This is a genomic window from Jatrophihabitans cynanchi, assembly GCF_027247405.1.
GTDB classification, from domain to species: Bacteria; Actinomycetota; Actinomycetes; order Mycobacteriales; family Jatrophihabitantaceae; genus Jatrophihabitans_B; species Jatrophihabitans_B cynanchi.
In genome coordinates this window covers 475,089-490,564 of the sequence record NZ_CP097463.1, presented here as the reverse complement: position 1 = coordinate 490,564, position 15,476 = coordinate 475,089, and the positions used below count along the sequence as shown (strand labels likewise).

General features: G+C 70.4%; 14 protein-coding genes and 1 pseudogene. 10 read left to right on the top strand and 5 right to left on the bottom strand.

Annotated features, from left to right (window positions below; all coding sequences use genetic code 11):
* Positions 1–27: 27 nt before the first annotated feature.
* From M6B22_RS02365 to M6B22_RS02335, 7 genes are all read left to right on the top strand, one after another.
* Positions 28–1,149: a DUF475 domain-containing protein gene (locus M6B22_RS02365; RefSeq protein ID WP_269444170.1), complete on the top strand. Its 1,122-nt coding sequence runs from the start codon at positions 28–30 to the stop codon at positions 1,147–1,149.
* A gap of 16 nt (positions 1,150–1,165) precedes the next feature.
* Positions 1,166–1,849, top strand: coding sequence for a TerD family protein (locus M6B22_RS02360; protein ID WP_269444169.1), 684 nt, complete (start codon positions 1,166–1,168; stop codon positions 1,847–1,849).
* Between the two features lie 68 nt (positions 1,850–1,917).
* Positions 1,918–3,168, top strand: a complete 1,251-nt coding sequence (locus M6B22_RS02355) for a toxic anion resistance protein (protein WP_269444168.1) — start codon at positions 1,918–1,920, stop codon at positions 3,166–3,168.
* 9 nt (positions 3,169–3,177) lie between these two features.
* Positions 3,178–3,663 carry a hypothetical protein gene (locus M6B22_RS02350; protein ID WP_269444167.1) on the top strand — a complete coding sequence of 162 codons (486 nt, stop codon included), beginning with the start codon at positions 3,178–3,180 and terminating at the stop codon, positions 3,661–3,663.
* Positions 3,664–4,227 carry a TerD family protein gene (locus tag M6B22_RS02345; protein WP_269444166.1) on the top strand — a complete coding sequence of 188 codons (564 nt, stop codon included), beginning with the start codon at positions 3,664–3,666 and terminating at the stop codon, positions 4,225–4,227.
* Between the two features lie 414 nt (positions 4,228–4,641).
* On the top strand, positions 4,642–5,463 hold the full coding sequence (locus M6B22_RS02340) for a TerD family protein (protein WP_269444165.1): 822 nt from the start codon (positions 4,642–4,644) through the stop codon (positions 5,461–5,463).
* A gap of 290 nt (positions 5,464–5,753) precedes the next feature.
* Positions 5,754–7,061, top strand: coding sequence for an HNH endonuclease signature motif containing protein (locus M6B22_RS02335; RefSeq protein ID WP_269444164.1), 1,308 nt, complete (start codon positions 5,754–5,756; stop codon positions 7,059–7,061).
* Positions 7,062–7,107: 46 nt separating this feature from the next.
* On the opposite strand, the gene M6B22_RS02330 is transcribed toward M6B22_RS02335, so the two are convergent.
* The 4 genes from M6B22_RS02330 to M6B22_RS02315 are packed head-to-tail and all read right to left on the bottom strand — an operon-like array spanning position 7,108 to position 10,203.
* Positions 7,108–8,091 (bottom strand): hypothetical protein, encoded by a 984-nt coding sequence (locus M6B22_RS02330; RefSeq protein WP_269444163.1) that lies wholly within the window; start codon positions 8,089–8,091, stop codon positions 7,108–7,110.
* Positions 8,088–9,389 (bottom strand): TerD family protein, encoded by a 1,302-nt coding sequence (locus tag M6B22_RS02325; protein WP_407935623.1) that lies wholly within the window; start codon positions 9,387–9,389, stop codon positions 8,088–8,090. Before M6B22_RS02325 ends, M6B22_RS02330 begins: the two co-directional genes overlap by 4 nt.
* 41 nt (positions 9,390–9,430) lie before the next feature.
* Complete coding sequence (locus M6B22_RS02320) at positions 9,431–9,715, bottom strand: TerD family protein (RefSeq protein ID WP_269445803.1); 285 nt, start codon at positions 9,713–9,715, stop codon at positions 9,431–9,433.
* Positions 9,691–10,203 (bottom strand): TerD family protein, encoded by a 513-nt coding sequence (locus M6B22_RS02315; RefSeq protein WP_269444161.1) that lies wholly within the window; start codon positions 10,201–10,203, stop codon positions 9,691–9,693. Before M6B22_RS02315 ends, M6B22_RS02320 begins: the two co-directional genes overlap by 25 nt.
* 221 nt (positions 10,204–10,424) lie before the next feature.
* Here M6B22_RS02315 and M6B22_RS02310 point away from each other — a divergent pair, with 221 nt between their 5' ends.
* The 3 genes and pseudogenes from M6B22_RS02310 to M6B22_RS02295 all read left to right on the top strand — a co-directional run bounded on the left by M6B22_RS02310 (position 10,425) and on the right by M6B22_RS02295 (position 14,744).
* Positions 10,425–11,582 carry an HpcH/HpaI aldolase/citrate lyase family protein gene (locus M6B22_RS02310; protein ID WP_269444160.1) on the top strand — a complete coding sequence of 386 codons (1,158 nt, stop codon included), beginning with the start codon at positions 10,425–10,427 and terminating at the stop codon, positions 11,580–11,582.
* Positions 11,579–13,953: pseudogene (locus M6B22_RS22055) on the top strand (phosphoribosyltransferase). Before M6B22_RS02310 ends, M6B22_RS22055 begins: the two are co-directional and overlap by 4 nt.
* Positions 13,950–14,744, top strand: coding sequence for an HAD family hydrolase (locus tag M6B22_RS02295; protein ID WP_269444157.1), 795 nt, complete (start codon positions 13,950–13,952; stop codon positions 14,742–14,744). Before M6B22_RS22055 ends, M6B22_RS02295 begins: the two are co-directional and overlap by 4 nt.
* On the opposite strand, the gene M6B22_RS02290 is transcribed toward M6B22_RS02295, so the two are convergent.
* Positions 14,745–15,467 carry an SRPBCC family protein gene (locus M6B22_RS02290; protein ID WP_269444156.1) on the bottom strand — a complete coding sequence of 241 codons (723 nt, stop codon included), beginning with the start codon at positions 15,465–15,467 and terminating at the stop codon, positions 14,745–14,747.
* Positions 15,468–15,476: the final 9 nt, after the last annotated feature.

The following is a 15,476-nucleotide window of genomic DNA, read 5'->3' as shown; positions in this document are numbered from 1 at the left end:
GCGAGAATCTAGCGGGACGGGGCACGGATGTTCGTACGCACCTTCGGGGCGTCCATCGGGGTTGCGGTCGTCGGCCTCGTCCTCGGCTGGCTCTACGGCGGCGGCACCGGCCTGGCCCTGACCGCGATCCTGGCGATCCTCGAGGTGTCGCTGTCGTTCGACAACGCGGTCGTGAACGCCACCATCTTGGTGCGGATGAGCCCGTTCTGGCAGAAGATCTTCCTGACCGTCGGCGTCGCCATCGCGGTCTTCGGCATGCGCCTGGTCTTCCCGCTGGTCATCGTCGCGATCACCGCCAAGCTCAACCCGGTCGAGGCGATCCGGCTCGCGCTGGAGAAGGGCGACCCGAACGACAAGGGGACCTACGGGTACCTGCTGCACCAGGCGCACCCGTCCATCGCGGCGTTCGGCGGCATGTTCTTGCTGATGCTGTTCCTGGACTTCGTGCTCGAGGAGCGCGAGCTCACCTGGCTGAGCTGGATCGAGCGGCCGCTGGCGCGCATCGGCAAGCTCGACCAGTTGTCCGTGGTGATCGCCCTCGGCGCGCTCGCGCTCGCCGCGTACACGCTCGGTGACACCGCTGACACCGCGAACCACCACCGGATCTCGACCGTGCTGGTCGCCGGCGTGCTCGGGATCTGCACCTACCTGCTGGTGAACGGCCTGGGTGAGCTGTTCCACACCGACGAGGACGCGCTGGAGGAGGAGGGCGGCCACGTCCACATAGCGGCCGGCGGGAAGCGCGTCGTGCAGGCGGTCGGCAAGGCGGCCTTCTTCCTGTTCCTGTACCTGGAGGTGCTGGACGCCTCGTTCAGCTTCGACGGCGTCGTCGGCGCTTTCGCCATCACGTCCGACCCGATCATCATCGCGATCGGCCTCGGTGTGGGCGCGATGTTCATCCGGTCGCTGACCGTGTTCCTGGTGCGCAAGGGGACGCTCAGCGAGTACGAGTACCTCGAGCACGGCGCGCTGTGGGCCATCGGCGCGCTCGCGGTGATCCTGCTCGTGACCATCGAGTACGAGGTGCCCGAGGTGGTCACCGGACTGATCGGGGTGGGCTTCATCGCCGCCGCGTTCCTGTCCTCGATCGTGCGGAACAAGCGTTCGGAGCAGAGCGAGGACAGCGAGCGGGAACCAGCAGCCGTCTGATCGGAGTTGGATAGGTATGGGAATCGACTACACCAAGCGCCCGGCGCAGCCCGCCGCGCCCGAATCCGCACCAGCCGCCGCCCCGGTGTCCCTGTCCAAGGTGACGCTGACCAAGGCCGCGCCGTCGGTGTCGCTGACCAAGCAGGGTTCGGCCGGCGGCACGCTGCGGGTGAACCTGAACTGGAACGCCCGCCCCGAAGGCGGTGGTGGCCTGTTCCGCAAGGCCAAGCCGCTCGACCTGGACCTGGGCTGCCTGTACGAGTTCGCCGACGGGACCAAGGGTGTCGTGCAGGCGCTCGGCAATGCGTTCACGGCCGCACCGCGCGGGGTGAACCAGCGGGTCATCTGGCTGGACGCCGACGACCGGTCCGGCCGTAGCGAGGGCGGCGAGAACCTGTTCGTCGACCTGGCGTTCGCCGGCCAGATCAAGCGGATCCTGGTGTTCGCGCTGATCTACGAGGGCGCCGCCAACTGGGCCGCCGCCGACGGCGTGGTCACCCTCTTCCCGGCAACCGGCCCGCAGATCGAGGTGCGCCTGGACGATCCGCGCGACGGCGCGCGCATCTGCGGGGTGGCGATGCTGGAGAGCACCGGCGGCGACCTGGCCGTGCGCCGCGAGGTGAACTACATCAACGGCGGCCAGCGGCTGCTGGACGAGGCCTACGGGTGGGGCATGAACTGGACGGCGGGGCGCAAGTAGCCGGCCCGCACACCCGGTACCGTCGAGGTGCGCGCTAACGCACTGTGCAGGAACGAGGAGAGCTGATCATGTCCGAACTGGACCTCGGTACGGTGGCCACCCCGGCCGCCGCAGCACCAGCACCCGCGGCGACCGGCAACGCGCTGGTGCTCGCGCCGCCGGCCCCGGTGGCCGTGGTGCAGGAGGAGCAGGCCGCCGGCGCGATTCCGGTCGACGACGCGAAGAAGACCGAGCTGGCGGCCAAGGCCGCGGCGTTCGCGAACGAGCTCGCCTCGCTGGACACCCGCTCGCCGCAGTTCGCGCAGAAGGTCACCGCGATCACCTCGATGGGTGACAAGGACATGCGCGCGGTCGCCAGCGTGTCCAACCGGATGCTCGACCGCCCGGCGGCGGTGGTCAAGGCGAGCAAGGGCGGCGGCGGGGGCGACGCGCAGACACGCGTCGCGAACACGCTCGTCGACCTGCGCGCGACGGTCACCGAGCTGGACCCGAACCGCGCGGACCTGTCCGGTGTCAAGAAGGTCCTCAAGTGGCTGCCCGGCGGTGACAAGATCCAGCGCTACTTCGCCAAGTACGAGTCGGCGCAGACGCACCTCAACGCGATCATCAAGTCGCTCGACTCGGGCCAGGACGACCTGCGCAAGGACAACGCGGCCATCGAGACCGAGAAGGCCAACATGTGGACCCTGATGGGCAAGCTGAGCGAGTACAACCAGCTCGCGAGCGCGCTCGACGAGGCCATCACGCAGAAGGTCGCCGAGCTCGAGGCAGCCGGCAAGACCGACGACGCCAACACGCTCAAGTCGGACGCGCTGTTCGCGATCCGCCAGCGGCGGCAGGACATCATGACCCAGATGGCCGTGTCCGTGCAGGGCTACATGGCACTCGACCTGGTGCGCAAGAACAACGTCGAGCTGATCAAGGGCGTCGACCGTGCCCAGACCACCACGGTCGCGGCGTTGCGCACTGCCGTGATCGTGTCGCAGGCGCTGGCGCGGCAGAAGCTGGTGCTCGACCAGATCAGCGCGCTGAACGCGACCACGTCCAACCTGATCGAGTCGACGTCGAACCAGCTGCGCATCCAGGGGGCGGAGATCAACCAGCAGGCCTCGAGCAGCACGATCGAGATCGCCAAGCTGCAGGCCGCGTTCGACAACGTGTTCCAGACGATGGACGCCCTGGACACCTTCCGGGCCCAGGCGGTCGACTCGATGGCGCAGACGGTCACCGCGCTGGAGGGTCAGATCGAGCGCGCCAAGCCGTACCTGGAGCGCACCCGGCGCGGTGAGGGTGCCGACCAGACTCAGATCGGTTCCTGACGTAGCGGGATGACCTGGTTCCGGCGCCTTCGGGAGGAGGCACAGTCCGAGGCCGCGCCCGATGAGTCCGACAGCCCTGACGCGCTGCGGGCGCGGATCTTCGAGCTGATCGGCTTCGTCAACCAGAACGCGGGCAAGCTGCCGGGCGAGGCCGTGGTCATCGCGCGGCGGATCACCGACACGGTGCGCGAGGTTGTCGACGGCGCCGATCCGCAGCACGGTCTGGACATCTACGCGGTGGTCTCGATCAGGGGCATCCTGGACGACTACCTGCCGACCACGCTGCGGACCTACCTGGCGCTCGACCCGGGGATCGTCGACGTTCCCCGTCCGTCCGGCCGTACCCCATCGGCCTCGCTGCTCGAACAACTGGACGCGCTGTGGTCCTCGGCAACCGACCTGCATGTGGCGGCGCAGGCACACGATGCGGACTCGCTGCTGTCGCAGGGTAACTTCCTGCGCACGAAGTTCACCGGTTCGGACCTGGATCTGTAGATGGCTGTCATGAAGCGCGGGGCGAACGTCGCCCTGACCCGCGAGGTGCCCGGACTGACCGGCGTCGTGATCGGGATGGCCTGGAACGCGGGGGCGGAGACGGCACTGTCCGACAACCTGGTTTCCGCCGCGCTGCTGTGCGACGCGAGCAACCGGGCGCTGTCGGAGAAGCACTTCGTGTTCTTCAACCAGCTCGCCTCCCCGGACCTCTCGGTCACCGACCTGGAACGGGCGGTGGGGGAGGATCAGGACCAGATCGAGATCGACCTGAACGCCGTGCCCGCGAACGTCGATCGGATCGTCGTGGTGCTGTACGTCAATGACGGACCGGCTCAGCGGCGCACCCTGGGGCAGTTGAAGTCGTGCGTGGTGCGGGTGCTGAACCTGGCCGACAACGGCGAGCTGGTCCGCTCCGAGGATCTGGCGCCGGCGCTGTCGAGCGAGACCGCGATCGCGCTGGGCGAGGTGTACCGGCACGAGGGCGGCTGGAAGTTCAAGGTGCTCGGGCAGGGCTACTCGCGCGGGGTGGGCGGGATCCTTGCCGACTACGGGCTCACGGTCTGAGCCGTGATCACCGATCCGAAGTTCGCACCGCGGCGCGGCGACCTGCCGTATCTGCGCCGGCGGCGGCGTCCCAAGGCGGCGACGGCCGGTCCCTCGGGTTCGGTGGCTGCTTCGTCTGCGGCTGGTTCGTCTGTGGCTGCTTCGTCTGTGGCTGGTTCGTCGGCTCCGAGCGGGCCGATCTCCTTCGATCGTCCCGAGCGCCGGCGTACCGAGCCGTCTGCCTCGCCACCACCGAAGGCAGCTGCGCCGACGGGCGCTGTACCGACCACGTCCACGCCGCCGGCGCGCCGCGCGCCGGCCGGTCCGGCACCGAAGATCTCCTTCGACCGCCCGGACCGGCGCAGGACGGCAGCACAGCCTGCCTCGCCGCCGCCACCGCCACCGCCTGTGGTGCCGCCGGCACCGGTGCCGTCGGTGTCGTCCTCGCTCGACCTGGACGCGCCGGACGCGCCGGCCGCGCCGGACGCCCCGGTCGCGCCGGCCGCACCGGCTGCATCGCAGCCGCCCGCCGCGGCAGTCCCGCCGGCTGTGCCGTCGACCTCGCTCGATCTGGATGCCGGAGCAGCTGCGGCCGGTCGACCTGCTGTGCCCGCTCCCGCACCTTCTCCCGCTGCCGCCGGCCCGTTGCTCACGCCGCCCGGCGAGCCGCCCCGGCGGATCCGAGCCGACGCACGCGTCCGTGCGGGCTCGCGGACGATCCTGACGGTCGCCGAGCCGACCGTGACGCTCACCCGGTTGCAGAGCGCGATCGGGACGCTGCACTTTGAGGCTGCCTGCTCGGACGAGGTGGGTGATCTTCGGATCGGTGCCGCTTATCAGTTGCGCTCGGGCCAGTCGTCGACCGTGCAGTTGACCGGCGGCAACCGGCTCGCGCCACCGCGCTCACGGCGACCGATCCTGATCAGCGCCCACGAGCGGTTCGGGACGATCTCGGTCGACTTGCGCCAGTCCCGCGAACTGGAGCGGCTGGCGATCTACGCGTTCTCCGAGTCACGGACCGCGCTGAACTGGGGTGGCAGCCTGATTGTCGAGACGTTCGGCAAAGCGCGCATCGAGTTGCCGCTGGAATCGCTGCAGGGTGGCGACGTGGCCATGCTGATGTCGCTGTACAACGTGCGTGGCGAGTTCGTGCTGCGTGCCGAGATGCAGGCGCTCAACGGTGGGGTGCGCGAAGCTTGTCGTGCCTACGGTTACGACCGGATCACCTGGCTAGACGATCGAACGCCCGTCGACTGAGACGCGCCACTCGGCGTTGTCGTTCCGAATGCACACGGTGACAGACGGTGCCACGCCAGCCGTCTACCGCTCGGGTATTGGCGTTGTCGTTCGTAACCCACATTGCGGTCGGTCGGCTCGCTATTATCCCGCCCGGCCTCGTCCGGGAGTCGGAGTTGTCGTTCCGAACGCACATCCGCCCGGGCGTCACGGCGACCGGCCGAGTCGCGCTCAGACTGGGCGAACCACCTTTGTGCACAAGGCGATTCGCGTTCGCAAAACTGTCAGACCCTCGCCGTAACGTGCCCGGCATGCCAGCTACTCCTGTTCCCCTCTACGACCTGGATCCGGGCTCGCTCACACCCGAGCAGCGGGTGGATGCGTTGATCGCCTCCGAACGTGAACTGGCCCGGCTCTCGGCACGGCAGCAGCGGATCATCACCGCGATCAGCGACGACCCCTTTGCCGGAGAGTTGACGCCGGGGTTGGACAAGCAGTACTTCCTCGAGCAACTCCGCGCCACCCTCGGCGAGTCGATGGGCGCGGTGCGCGGCCGCGTCGCCATGGCCACCGAGCTGGTGCACCGGCTGCCGGACAGCCTGGCGGCACTGGAGGCAGGGGTGATCAGCTCGCGGCAGGCATGGCGACTCACCGACCAACTCCGGCCCCTCAGCGATGCTGCTGCCGGGAGAGTTGAGGAGGCGGTACTGGAATACATGCAGACCCGCCGCGAGCACAGCGGCTTCTGCCGGAAGGTGAAACGGGAGGTCCTCAAGCACGATTCCCGCGGCAGCGAAGAACGCCGCGCGACGGCGATGGCCGAGCGTCGGGTCGCGGTCAAACCGGTCGAGGACGGCATGACCTGGGTCGGCGGCACGCTGCCGGCGCCCGACGGATTGGCTCTGGACGCTGCACTCGATCAGCTCGCCGCGCAGGCAAAGGCCGCCCAGCCGGACGATGACCGGACGAAGGCGCAACGCCGGGCAGACGCCCTCGGACAGCTAGCGCGGGACGTCCTGGCCGGCCGATGCGCCCACTGCACCGGAACGCCCGCCCCACTACGTCCCGCGGTACAGGTCACCGTCGCCCTGTCCACGCTGCTCGGCATCGACCACGAACCCGCCGAACTGACCGGCTACGGGCCCATCCCGGCCAGCTTGGCGTTGCACCTGGCGTTCGACCACAGCGGCACCTGGCGCCGCCTGGTCACCGACGACCTCGGCCACCTGATCGACTACGGCCGTACCACCTACCGGCCACCCGTCGCGCTGCGCGACTATGTGATCGCCCGCGACCGCACCTGCCGCTTCCCGGGCTGTACCCGCCGCGCCGACACCTGCGAACTGGATCATGTCACCGCGTGGGTCGACGGCGGAACCACCAGCAAAGAGAACCTGACCCCGCTCTGCGTTCGTAACCACCACTGCAAACACGAAGCCGGCTGGCACGCGCACAGGCGCCGCGACGGCACCATGGACTGGACCGACCCCACCGGACACCACCACCTCGTCCCACCGGCCACCTACCCCGTTGACCACACCCTCGACAGGTGCGTTCCAGACGGCAACGCCGAGCCGGAGGATGGCGACAGCGGGACGGCAGGCGAGCGCGCCGCGTAACCCGACGCCAGCGGCCGCCGGACAGGTCCGCCTCAGCGCGCACGGCCTAGTCCACTCGGTGCCAGCGGGTGTCCGAGGTACCGCGGGACCAGGTCTCGGGCGAGCCGGTGAGCTGCAATACGTCTGCGAGCCAGTACGTCTCGTCCGGGGACCATCCGGCCAGCACCGACGCGGCGTCGCCGACCGGCACCGCGGCCCCCGCCGTCGTCAGGTAACCGAGCACGGACAGGTGCACCGCGTCGTAGGAACCCGCCACGGACGGCCAGTCCGGAATCGACCACCGGCCACGCCGACCGGTCGCGCGCCACCAGTCCGGTCCGCGCGACTCGCTGACGTCGAGCGGAAAGCGCATGACGAGGTCGGCCCAGTCGGCCGGTCCACCGATCTCGAACGCCCTCGGCCCACGCACTGGCGAAACCGGCGAGCACACCGCGCGCGTCCAGCCGAGCGAGTCCTCGACGAGAGACAACCGCACCGGTCCGCGCTCAAGGATGCGCGTCGTGATCACCAACCGCGCGGGATGCGACGGCGCCGACCACCATGTCCCGCTGGTCCGCTCCCAGTGCGCCGCATCCAGGTTGCCGAAGCGCGTGTTCAGCCGGGTCTGTTCAGCGTGCCAGTCGCGAAGTGACTCTGACGCGCCGGTGAGCGGCGGGTCAGTTGGCCGGTCGTCCAGGACGAACCCGACGTGCAGCTGCGGACCGGACAACGGCGTCGCCCACCACGCGGTCAACGGGCAGCCGAGCACGGCGTCAGCGACCGGCCGCAGCAGTTCGCGTACCGTTTCAGCGGCGATTGCCTCGTCGCACTCGTCCGGCTCCTGCCAGTAGCGCGCGAAGTCCACGCTTCGGCCCAGTGCGTCGAACAACCGCGCATCCATCGCGGCGTCCGCGGCCGACAACCGCTGAACCGTCGTGTCCACGGCGGCTTCGATGTCGGCGTGCGGCACGTCGAACAGACCGATTTCCGGTAGACCCAGCACCGCCCAACACAACCGGCGCCCGCGCGGCCCGGCAAGCAGATCCGTCACGGCGCAGCCGCATGCCCGGCGGCCGGATCCACCAGCTTCTTCACGGTCCGCCCGTCGTGGTACTCGCCGATCGCCCGCATCTCCCAGGTGGCCGGCCCGGTCCGGCGCAGCATCGCCATCAGCACGCCGGTCTTCGGCTGCGACTCGGACAGGTCGAAGCGCACCAGCTCCTGGCCGGTCGCTTCGTCGACAAGACGGCAGAACGCCCGAGCGACCTCGGTGAACTTCTGCCCGCTGAAGGAGTTGATCGTGAACACCAGCGAGTGCACCTGCTGCGGCATGGCGAGCAGGTCGACCCGGATCTGCTCGTCGTCGCCCTCGCCCTGGCCGGTCAGGTTGTCGCCGGTGTGCTGCAGCGCCCCGCCGAAGTCGCGCAGGTGCATGAACCAGACGATCTCCAGCTTGCTGCCCTGCTGGTCGAACGCGATGCACGACGCGTCCAGGTCGATGTTGCGCCGGCCCTTCGCCGGATCCCAGCCGAGCCCCATGATCACCTTCGCCAGCGGCGGGGCGCCGGTCTTCACCAGGCTGACCCGCTGCGCCTTGACCAGACTCACCCGGCCGGCGTCGAGGTTGCCTGTTCCGGCCGCAGATGCTGCCGGCGGTGCGTAACCAGGCGGTGCGTAACCAGGCGGTGCGTAACCAGGCGGTGCATAACCAGGTGGGGGAGGCGGCGGTGGCGGCGGGACGTAGCCCGGTGGTGGCGGCGGCGGGACGAAGCCGGGAGCCGGAGGAGGCGGTGGTGGAGGAAGTGGAGGAGGTGGTGGAGGTGTCGCGGCCGGCGGAGCATCGTCGACGGTGATGCCGAACTCGGTCGCCAGACCGGCCAATCCGGCGTCGAAACCCTGCCCGACGGCGCGGAACTTCCAGCTGCCGCCGCGGCGGTACAACTCCCCGCCGACGAACGCGGCCTCGTTCGCCGCGCTCATCGCGAAGCTCGCGATCTCGGCACCGGACCCGTCGGCGAGCACCAGTTGCAGCGCGGGCACCTGGCCGAAGGTGCCGCCGTCGGCGGACGCCGCGAGGACGATCCGATCGACGGACGCCGGCACCCGGTCCAGCTCGATGTCGATCGCATCAGCGGCCTGCGCGCCGAGGCTCTTGCCGGCGTGCCGGACAGATCCACTGGCGTGCTGCGGCTGGTTGTAGAAGACGAAATCGGCGTCCGAGGCCACCTTCCCGTTCTCCTGCAGCAGCAGCGCGGACGCATCGACGTCCGGCACGCCCGGCCCGGCGGACCACTGCAGCGTGGCCCGGACAGCGCGCTGCGTGACCGGCAGGTTGCTCCCCTTGCTCATCTGGGTCATGGCCCGATCCTGTCAGACGGACTCTGCGGCGGTCAGGGCATCTGCACGTGGCGCGCTGCCGCGGGGACCAGCTTCTTCGGCGCGTGGAAGTCGTGGAACTCGCCGATCGTCCGCACCTCCCACCACTGCGGCCCGTGGCGTTTGAGCATGCTCAGCAGCACCGCCGTGCTGGGCTGGGTGTCGGTCAGCTCGAAGCGGGCGAGCTCGAGGTTCGTGTCGCCGTCGACGAACCGGCAGTAGGCGCTGCGCAGATCGGTGAACGACTGCCCGGAGAACGAGGTCAGCGTGAACATCAGGGCGGCGACCTGCTCGGGCAGCCGGTGCAGCTCGACCAGGATCCGCTCGGCGTCGCCCTGGACGGTGCCTCGCGGCTGTCGCCGGTGTGCTGCAAGGCACCGTAGAACTCGTTCAGGTGCCGCTGCCAGACGATGCCCAACTCGTTACCCGCGGAGTCGAAGGCGACCACCGACGCGTCCAGGTCGACGGCCACCAGCCGTGCCAGCGGCGCGCCGTTCGGCGCGGCCAGCGGACGCCGCTCCCGATGCCGCAACGCGAGCGGTTCGCCTGTGCAGGGCACGGCGGCCGGACCGGGTGCCGGTGGCGGCGTGACTACCGGCGCCGGAGCGTCCGGGACGGCGGCCGATACCGGTGTCTGCGGGTCCGAGCCGTCCACGTCGATGCCGAAGTCGGCGGCCAACCCGGCCAGCTCAGCACCGGACACCCGATCCACCAGGACGAGTCGCAGCCCGGAGACCTGGCCGAATGTTCCCGCAGTTGCCGAGGCTGCCAGTACGATCCGGTCCACCGTCGGCGGCACCTGGGGCAGGTCCACCTCCCACCCGCCAGTCCGGGCCGAGCAGCAGCGCGGAGGCGTCGACGTCGGGAACCTGCGGCCCGACGGAGAAGTTAAGCGTGACACGAAGGGCGGAGGCATCGATCGTGACGTTCGCGCCCATGCTCATTGCGTCATGGACGGATCCTGCCAGAACGACAACCTGTCACGCAGGCGTGGAAGCATGAGGCCCGATGCGACATTTCGACTTTCTTGACGCCGCCGACCGGCAGCGGTTGTTCCTGCGTGAGCCGGAGACGTTCAGCGCCTCCGCCGACCTGGAGCTGCTCTCGGTCGCGCTCGGTGCCACGCTGTACAGCCCGGCCAGCCGGCCGGCGCTGGCACGTGACATCGCCCGCCGCGCCGGCGAGGGCGTCGTCAGTGTGGTCGCGTGCCTGGAGGACGCCGTCCCTGACGCCGACGTGCCCGCGGCCGAGCGGAACGTCCTGACGCAGCTGCGGCAGGTGGCCGAGAACGGCAGCGCGATCCCGCTGGTGTTCGTCCGGGTGCGCCGGCAGGAACAGATCGCGATGATCGTCGACGGGCTGGGTCCCGCGGTCGGAGTGCTGTCCGGGTTCGTGCTGCCGAAGTTCTCCGACGAGACCGGGCCTGCCTTCCTCGACGCCCTTGCCGACGCCGAACTGCGCTGCGGGCACCGGCTGCTCGCGATGCCGGTGCTGGAATCCGCCGCGATCATCCACGCCGAGACGCGGGCGCAGACCCTGCACGCGGTGCGGCAACTGCTCGACAAGCACCGCGAGCGCATCCTGGCGGTCCGGCTCGGCGCCACCGACCTGTCCGCCGCGTACGGGCTGCGCCGAAGCCGCGACCTGACGATCTACGACGTTCGCGTGGTGGCCGACGTCATCGCCGACATCGTCAACGTGTTCGGTCGCGCGCGCGGCGGGTACGTCGTCACCGGCCCGGTGTGGGAGTACTTCACCGGCTCGGAGCGGATGTTCAAGCCGCAGCTGCGCGAGTCGCCCTTCGTCGAGCACGACGAGCGCCGCCTGCGCGCCCGGCTGATCGCCGAGGACCTGGACGGCCTGATCCGCGAGGTCGCGCTCGACCGGGCGAACGGGCTCACCGGCAAGACCGTCATCCACCCGAGCCACGTCGCAGCGGTACACGCGCTGTCCGTGGTCACCCACGAGGAGTTCCAGGACGCGACCGACGTGCTCGGGACGTCCGCCGGCGGGGGAGTCGCCTCGTCCGCCTACCGGAACAAGATGAACGAGAGCAAGCCGCACACCGCCTGGGCGCGCCGCACCATGGTGCGCGCCCGCGCGTTCGGCGTCGCGCGGGAAGAGGTCTCCTTCGTCGACCTGCTCGGTGCGAGCCTGCAGCAATGAGCCCGGTGTGGGACGGCCAGTGGCTGGCCGATCGGCTCGGGATCCGGCTGGACAGCATCGAGGGCGTCGACGTCACCGAGTGGGTCGGGCTGGCGCTGCGGCGCAACCCGAAGCGGGCGCACCTGCTGGTGTCCCACTTTCTCGGCAAGCACATCCCGGCCGACCCGCGGACCGTGTACGGGCTCTCGCTGAAGCTGGGCACCAGCGTGCGAGCGGTACTGCGCGACGAAGCGGCGCTGGTGATCGGGTTCGCCGAGACGGCGACGGCGCTCGGTGCCGCGGTGTCCGATGAGCTCGATGTCGACTACCTGCACACCACCCGCCGCCACGTTGGTGAGCTCACGCCGTTCGGTAACTTCTTGGAGGAGCACAGCCACGCCACCAGCCATCTGCTGTACCCGGACGACCGCAGGCTGTTCGACCCCGACCGCGCGCTGGTCCTGATCGACGACGAGCTGAGCACCGGGCAAACCGCCATGAACATGATCCACGCCCTGCAGCGAATCGCGCCCCGGCGGCACTACGTCATCGGCTGCTTCCTCGACATGCGCGGGTTCGTCAACATCGCCACCATGCACGCCTTCGCGGACACGCTCGGCATCGAACTGCAGGCCGTCCGCATGGCCGGCGGCACGGTGCACCTTCCCCCGGACGTCGTGGCGCGTGCCGACGCGCTGATCGCCGCGCAGCCCGACCCGGCACCGCCCGCGCCGCCGCGGGCGAAGGTGCGGCTGGTCGAGTCGATGTGGCCGGCCGGCGTTCGCGACGGCGCCCGGCACGGGTTCCGCTACGAGGACCGGCGGCAGGCCTCGATCGCCGCCCGTGCCGTGGCCGCGCGGCTGGCGGAGCTGATCGAGGGGGACCGGGTACTGGTCCTGGGGTACGAGGAGCTGATGCACGCGCCGATCCTGGTCGCGATAAGCCTGGCGGACTGGGCCGACGAGGGGCGCATCGTGCGCGTCTCGTCGACCACGCGCTCGCCGGTGCTCGCCATCGACGAACCCGGCTACCCGATCCGCACCGCGCTCACCTTCCCGGCCCACGACGACCCAGCTGACGGCCCCGGCCTGCGCTATGCCTACAACGTCGCCCCGGAGGCCGGCGCCGAGCCCTACAGCGACATCGTGCTGCTGCTCGACGACGTGGCCGACACGCCTGCGTTGTACGCGCCGGGCGGTCTGCTCGAGCAGCTCGCCGGGGTGTGCGAACGGCTGTTCGTCCAGGTGCTGCCGAGCTTCCGGCCGACGGCGTGATGCTGCCCGATCCGCTCCGCGGTCCGGGCTTCGGCAGCTATCGTCCGGACGAGGTCGCGTGGCTGCTCACCGACCTCTCCGACGTCGAGCTGGAGGCACCGACCGAGGAGCGCGAGGAGGCGATTCAGTCCGGCGGCGCGCACTACGCCGAATCGCTACCGGTGGAGTACCGGCCGACACCGCGCTATCAGGCGCTGTTCCGTGCGGCGCTCGCCGAGTCGGCCGCGCGGATCGCCGTGGCCGTCGGCGTGGTCACCGAACTGGTGCTCGCCGAGCGCGGCCCGGCACCGGTGCTCGTGTCGCTGGCCCGCGCCGGGACGCCGATCGGCATCCTGATGCGCCGGTGGGCCCGCTTCGCGCACCGGGCCGACCTGCCGCATTACGCGGTGAGCATCGTGCGCGGGCGGGGCATCGACACGCTCGCGCTGCGCTACCTGGCCGTGCACCACGACCCGGCCACGGTCGTGTTCGTCGACGGCTGGACGGGCAAGGGCGCCATCGCGCGTGAGCTGGCCGCGGCTGTGCACCGGGCGAACGCCGAGCTGGACACCGTGTTCGGCAGCGACCTCGCCGTGCTCGCCGACCCGGGTTCGTGCGTGCGCAGCTTCGGCACCCGCGCCGACTTCCTGATCCCGTCGGCCTGCCTCAACTCGACGGTGTCCGGGCTGGTGTCGCGCACCGTGCTCAACGACGCGCTGATCGGACCGGAGCAGTTCCACGGCGCGAAGTTCTACGCCGAGCTGGCCGGCAGCGACGTCTCCGGCCTGTTCCTGGACGCGATCAGCGAGCGATTCGCCGAGGTGGCCGGCACGGTCGCGCGCGCCTGGCCGGCTGTGCAACGCGGTGACCGCGCGCCCAGCTGGTCCGGCTGGCGGGCGGTCGAGCAGCTCAGCCGCACCCATCGCATCGGCGACGTGAACCTGGTCAAACCCGGCGTCGGCGAGACCACCCGGGTACTGCTGCGCCGGGTGCCGTGGAAGGTTCTCGCCCGTGCGGACCGCGTCGCCGAACTCGGCCACGTGCTGCTCCTGGCCGAGGAACGCGGCGTCCCGGTCGAGTACGTCGACGACCTCGCCTACAGCTGCGTCGGGCTCATCCAGCCGGGGTTCACCCGGTGAGCGTGCTGGTGGCAACCGACCTGGATCGCACCCTGATCTACTCGCGCAAGGCGATGGCGCTCGGCGAGCTTCCACCGGCCGTCGTCTGCGTCGAGTTGCGCGACGGCAAGCAGGCCTCCTTCATGACCGAGCAGTGCGCGAAGCTGCTCGAGGAGCTGGCCCGGCGGTCCGTCCTCGTGCCGGTGACCACGAGAGTGCCGGGCCAGTACCAGCGGGTGCGGCTTCCCGGCCCGCCGGCGCGGTTCGCGGTCGCCGCGAACGGCGGGGTGATCTACGTCGACGGCGTGCCCGATCCGTCGTGGTCCGGCCAGGTCCGGCGGCTGCTGAAGGAACGGTTCCCGCTGTCGTCGGTGTGGGCCTACGTGGCCCAGGTGTGCCGGGCCGAGTTCACCGTCAAGCTGCGCAACGCCGACGAGTTGTTCTGCTACGCGATCGTGCACCCGCACCGGCTGCCGACCGGGTTCGCCGACGACGTCGCGGGCTGGGCGGCCGAGCGCGGCTGGCGTACGTCGTTGCAGGGGCGCAAGCTCTACTGGGTGCCCGAGCAGCTGACCAAGAGCGCCGCGGTCGCCGAGGTGGCCGCTCGGGCCGGTGCCACCAGCGTGCTCGCGGCGGGCGATTCGCTGCTGGACGTGGACATGCTGCTCGCCGCCGACCGTGCCGTCCATCCCGCGCACGGCGAGCTGTTCGAGCGCGGCTGGTCCGCACCACGGGTAGCGCGCACGGCGGCCCGCGGCGCACTCGCCGGGGAGGAGCTGGTGCGCACCCTCAGCGGCTGGGCCGTCCGCTGATCAGCGGGCCTTGCGGCGCCGCACGATGATCAGCAGGACCAGCAGCACGAGGACCAGCGGAGCGAGCCGCTTGGCGACGGCAGGCCCGGCAGACTCGAGCAGGTTGATCGGCTCCGGCTCGGCGGCCGGTCGCGCAGGCGCGGCGGCCACCGGCTCGGCCGGCGGCGTCTCACCGGCAGCCGTCGTGGCCGGTGCCTTCTTCGCTGCCGCCGCACCGGCTGCAGCCTTCTTGGCCGGCACCTTCTTGGCGGGAGCCTTCTTCGCCGCCGCCACCGGCGCATCGCCGCTGAGCTGGCCGGCCAGGCAGTCGGCGAACTGGCCGATCAGCTTGTTCCCGACGTCGACCATCACACCGCGGCCGAACTGCGCCGGCTTGCCGGTGATGTCCAGCTCGGTGACGACCTTGACCTCGGTGCCGGCACCAGCCTCGGCAAGGTTCGCGGTGATCTTGGCGGCCGCGGTTCCGTTGCCGCGGGCGTCGCGGCCGCGCGCGTCGATCACTGCGCGGTGGACGGTCTCGTCCTTCTCCACGAAGCTGGCCTTGCCCTTGTAGGTCAGGCCGATCGGGCCGAGCTTGACCTTGACGGTGCCGGTGAAGTCGTCGCCGTCGACGGAGTCGATCGCGGCACCGGGCATGCACGGCGCGATGCGTTCGATGTCCAGCAGGACGCGCCAGGCCTCGTCGATGCCGACCGGGACCGTGAACGAATGCTCGAGTTGCACGGATCAGAC

Excerpts from the sequence above, each read along its gene's own strand:
- M6B22_RS02355 (WP_269444168.1), top strand. The coding sequence starts at position 1,918 with ATGTCCGAACTGGACCTCGGTACGGTGGCCACCCCGGCCGCCGCAGCA.
- M6B22_RS02325 (WP_407935623.1), bottom strand. The coding sequence starts at position 9,389 with ATGAGCAAGGGGAGCAACCTGCCGGTCACGCAGCGCGCTGTCCGGGCC.
- M6B22_RS02365 (WP_269444170.1), top strand. The coding sequence starts at position 28 with ATGTTCGTACGCACCTTCGGGGCGTCCATCGGGGTTGCGGTCGTCGGC.
- M6B22_RS02345 (WP_269444166.1), top strand. The coding sequence starts at position 3,664 with ATGGCTGTCATGAAGCGCGGGGCGAACGTCGCCCTGACCCGCGAGGTG.
- M6B22_RS02360 (WP_269444169.1), top strand. The coding sequence starts at position 1,166 with ATGGGAATCGACTACACCAAGCGCCCGGCGCAGCCCGCCGCGCCCGAA.
- M6B22_RS02335 (WP_269444164.1), top strand. The coding sequence starts at position 5,754 with ATGCCAGCTACTCCTGTTCCCCTCTACGACCTGGATCCGGGCTCGCTC.
- M6B22_RS02310 (WP_269444160.1), top strand. The coding sequence starts at position 10,425 with ATGCGACATTTCGACTTTCTTGACGCCGCCGACCGGCAGCGGTTGTTC.
- M6B22_RS02350 (WP_269444167.1), top strand. The coding sequence starts at position 3,178 with ATGACCTGGTTCCGGCGCCTTCGGGAGGAGGCACAGTCCGAGGCCGCG.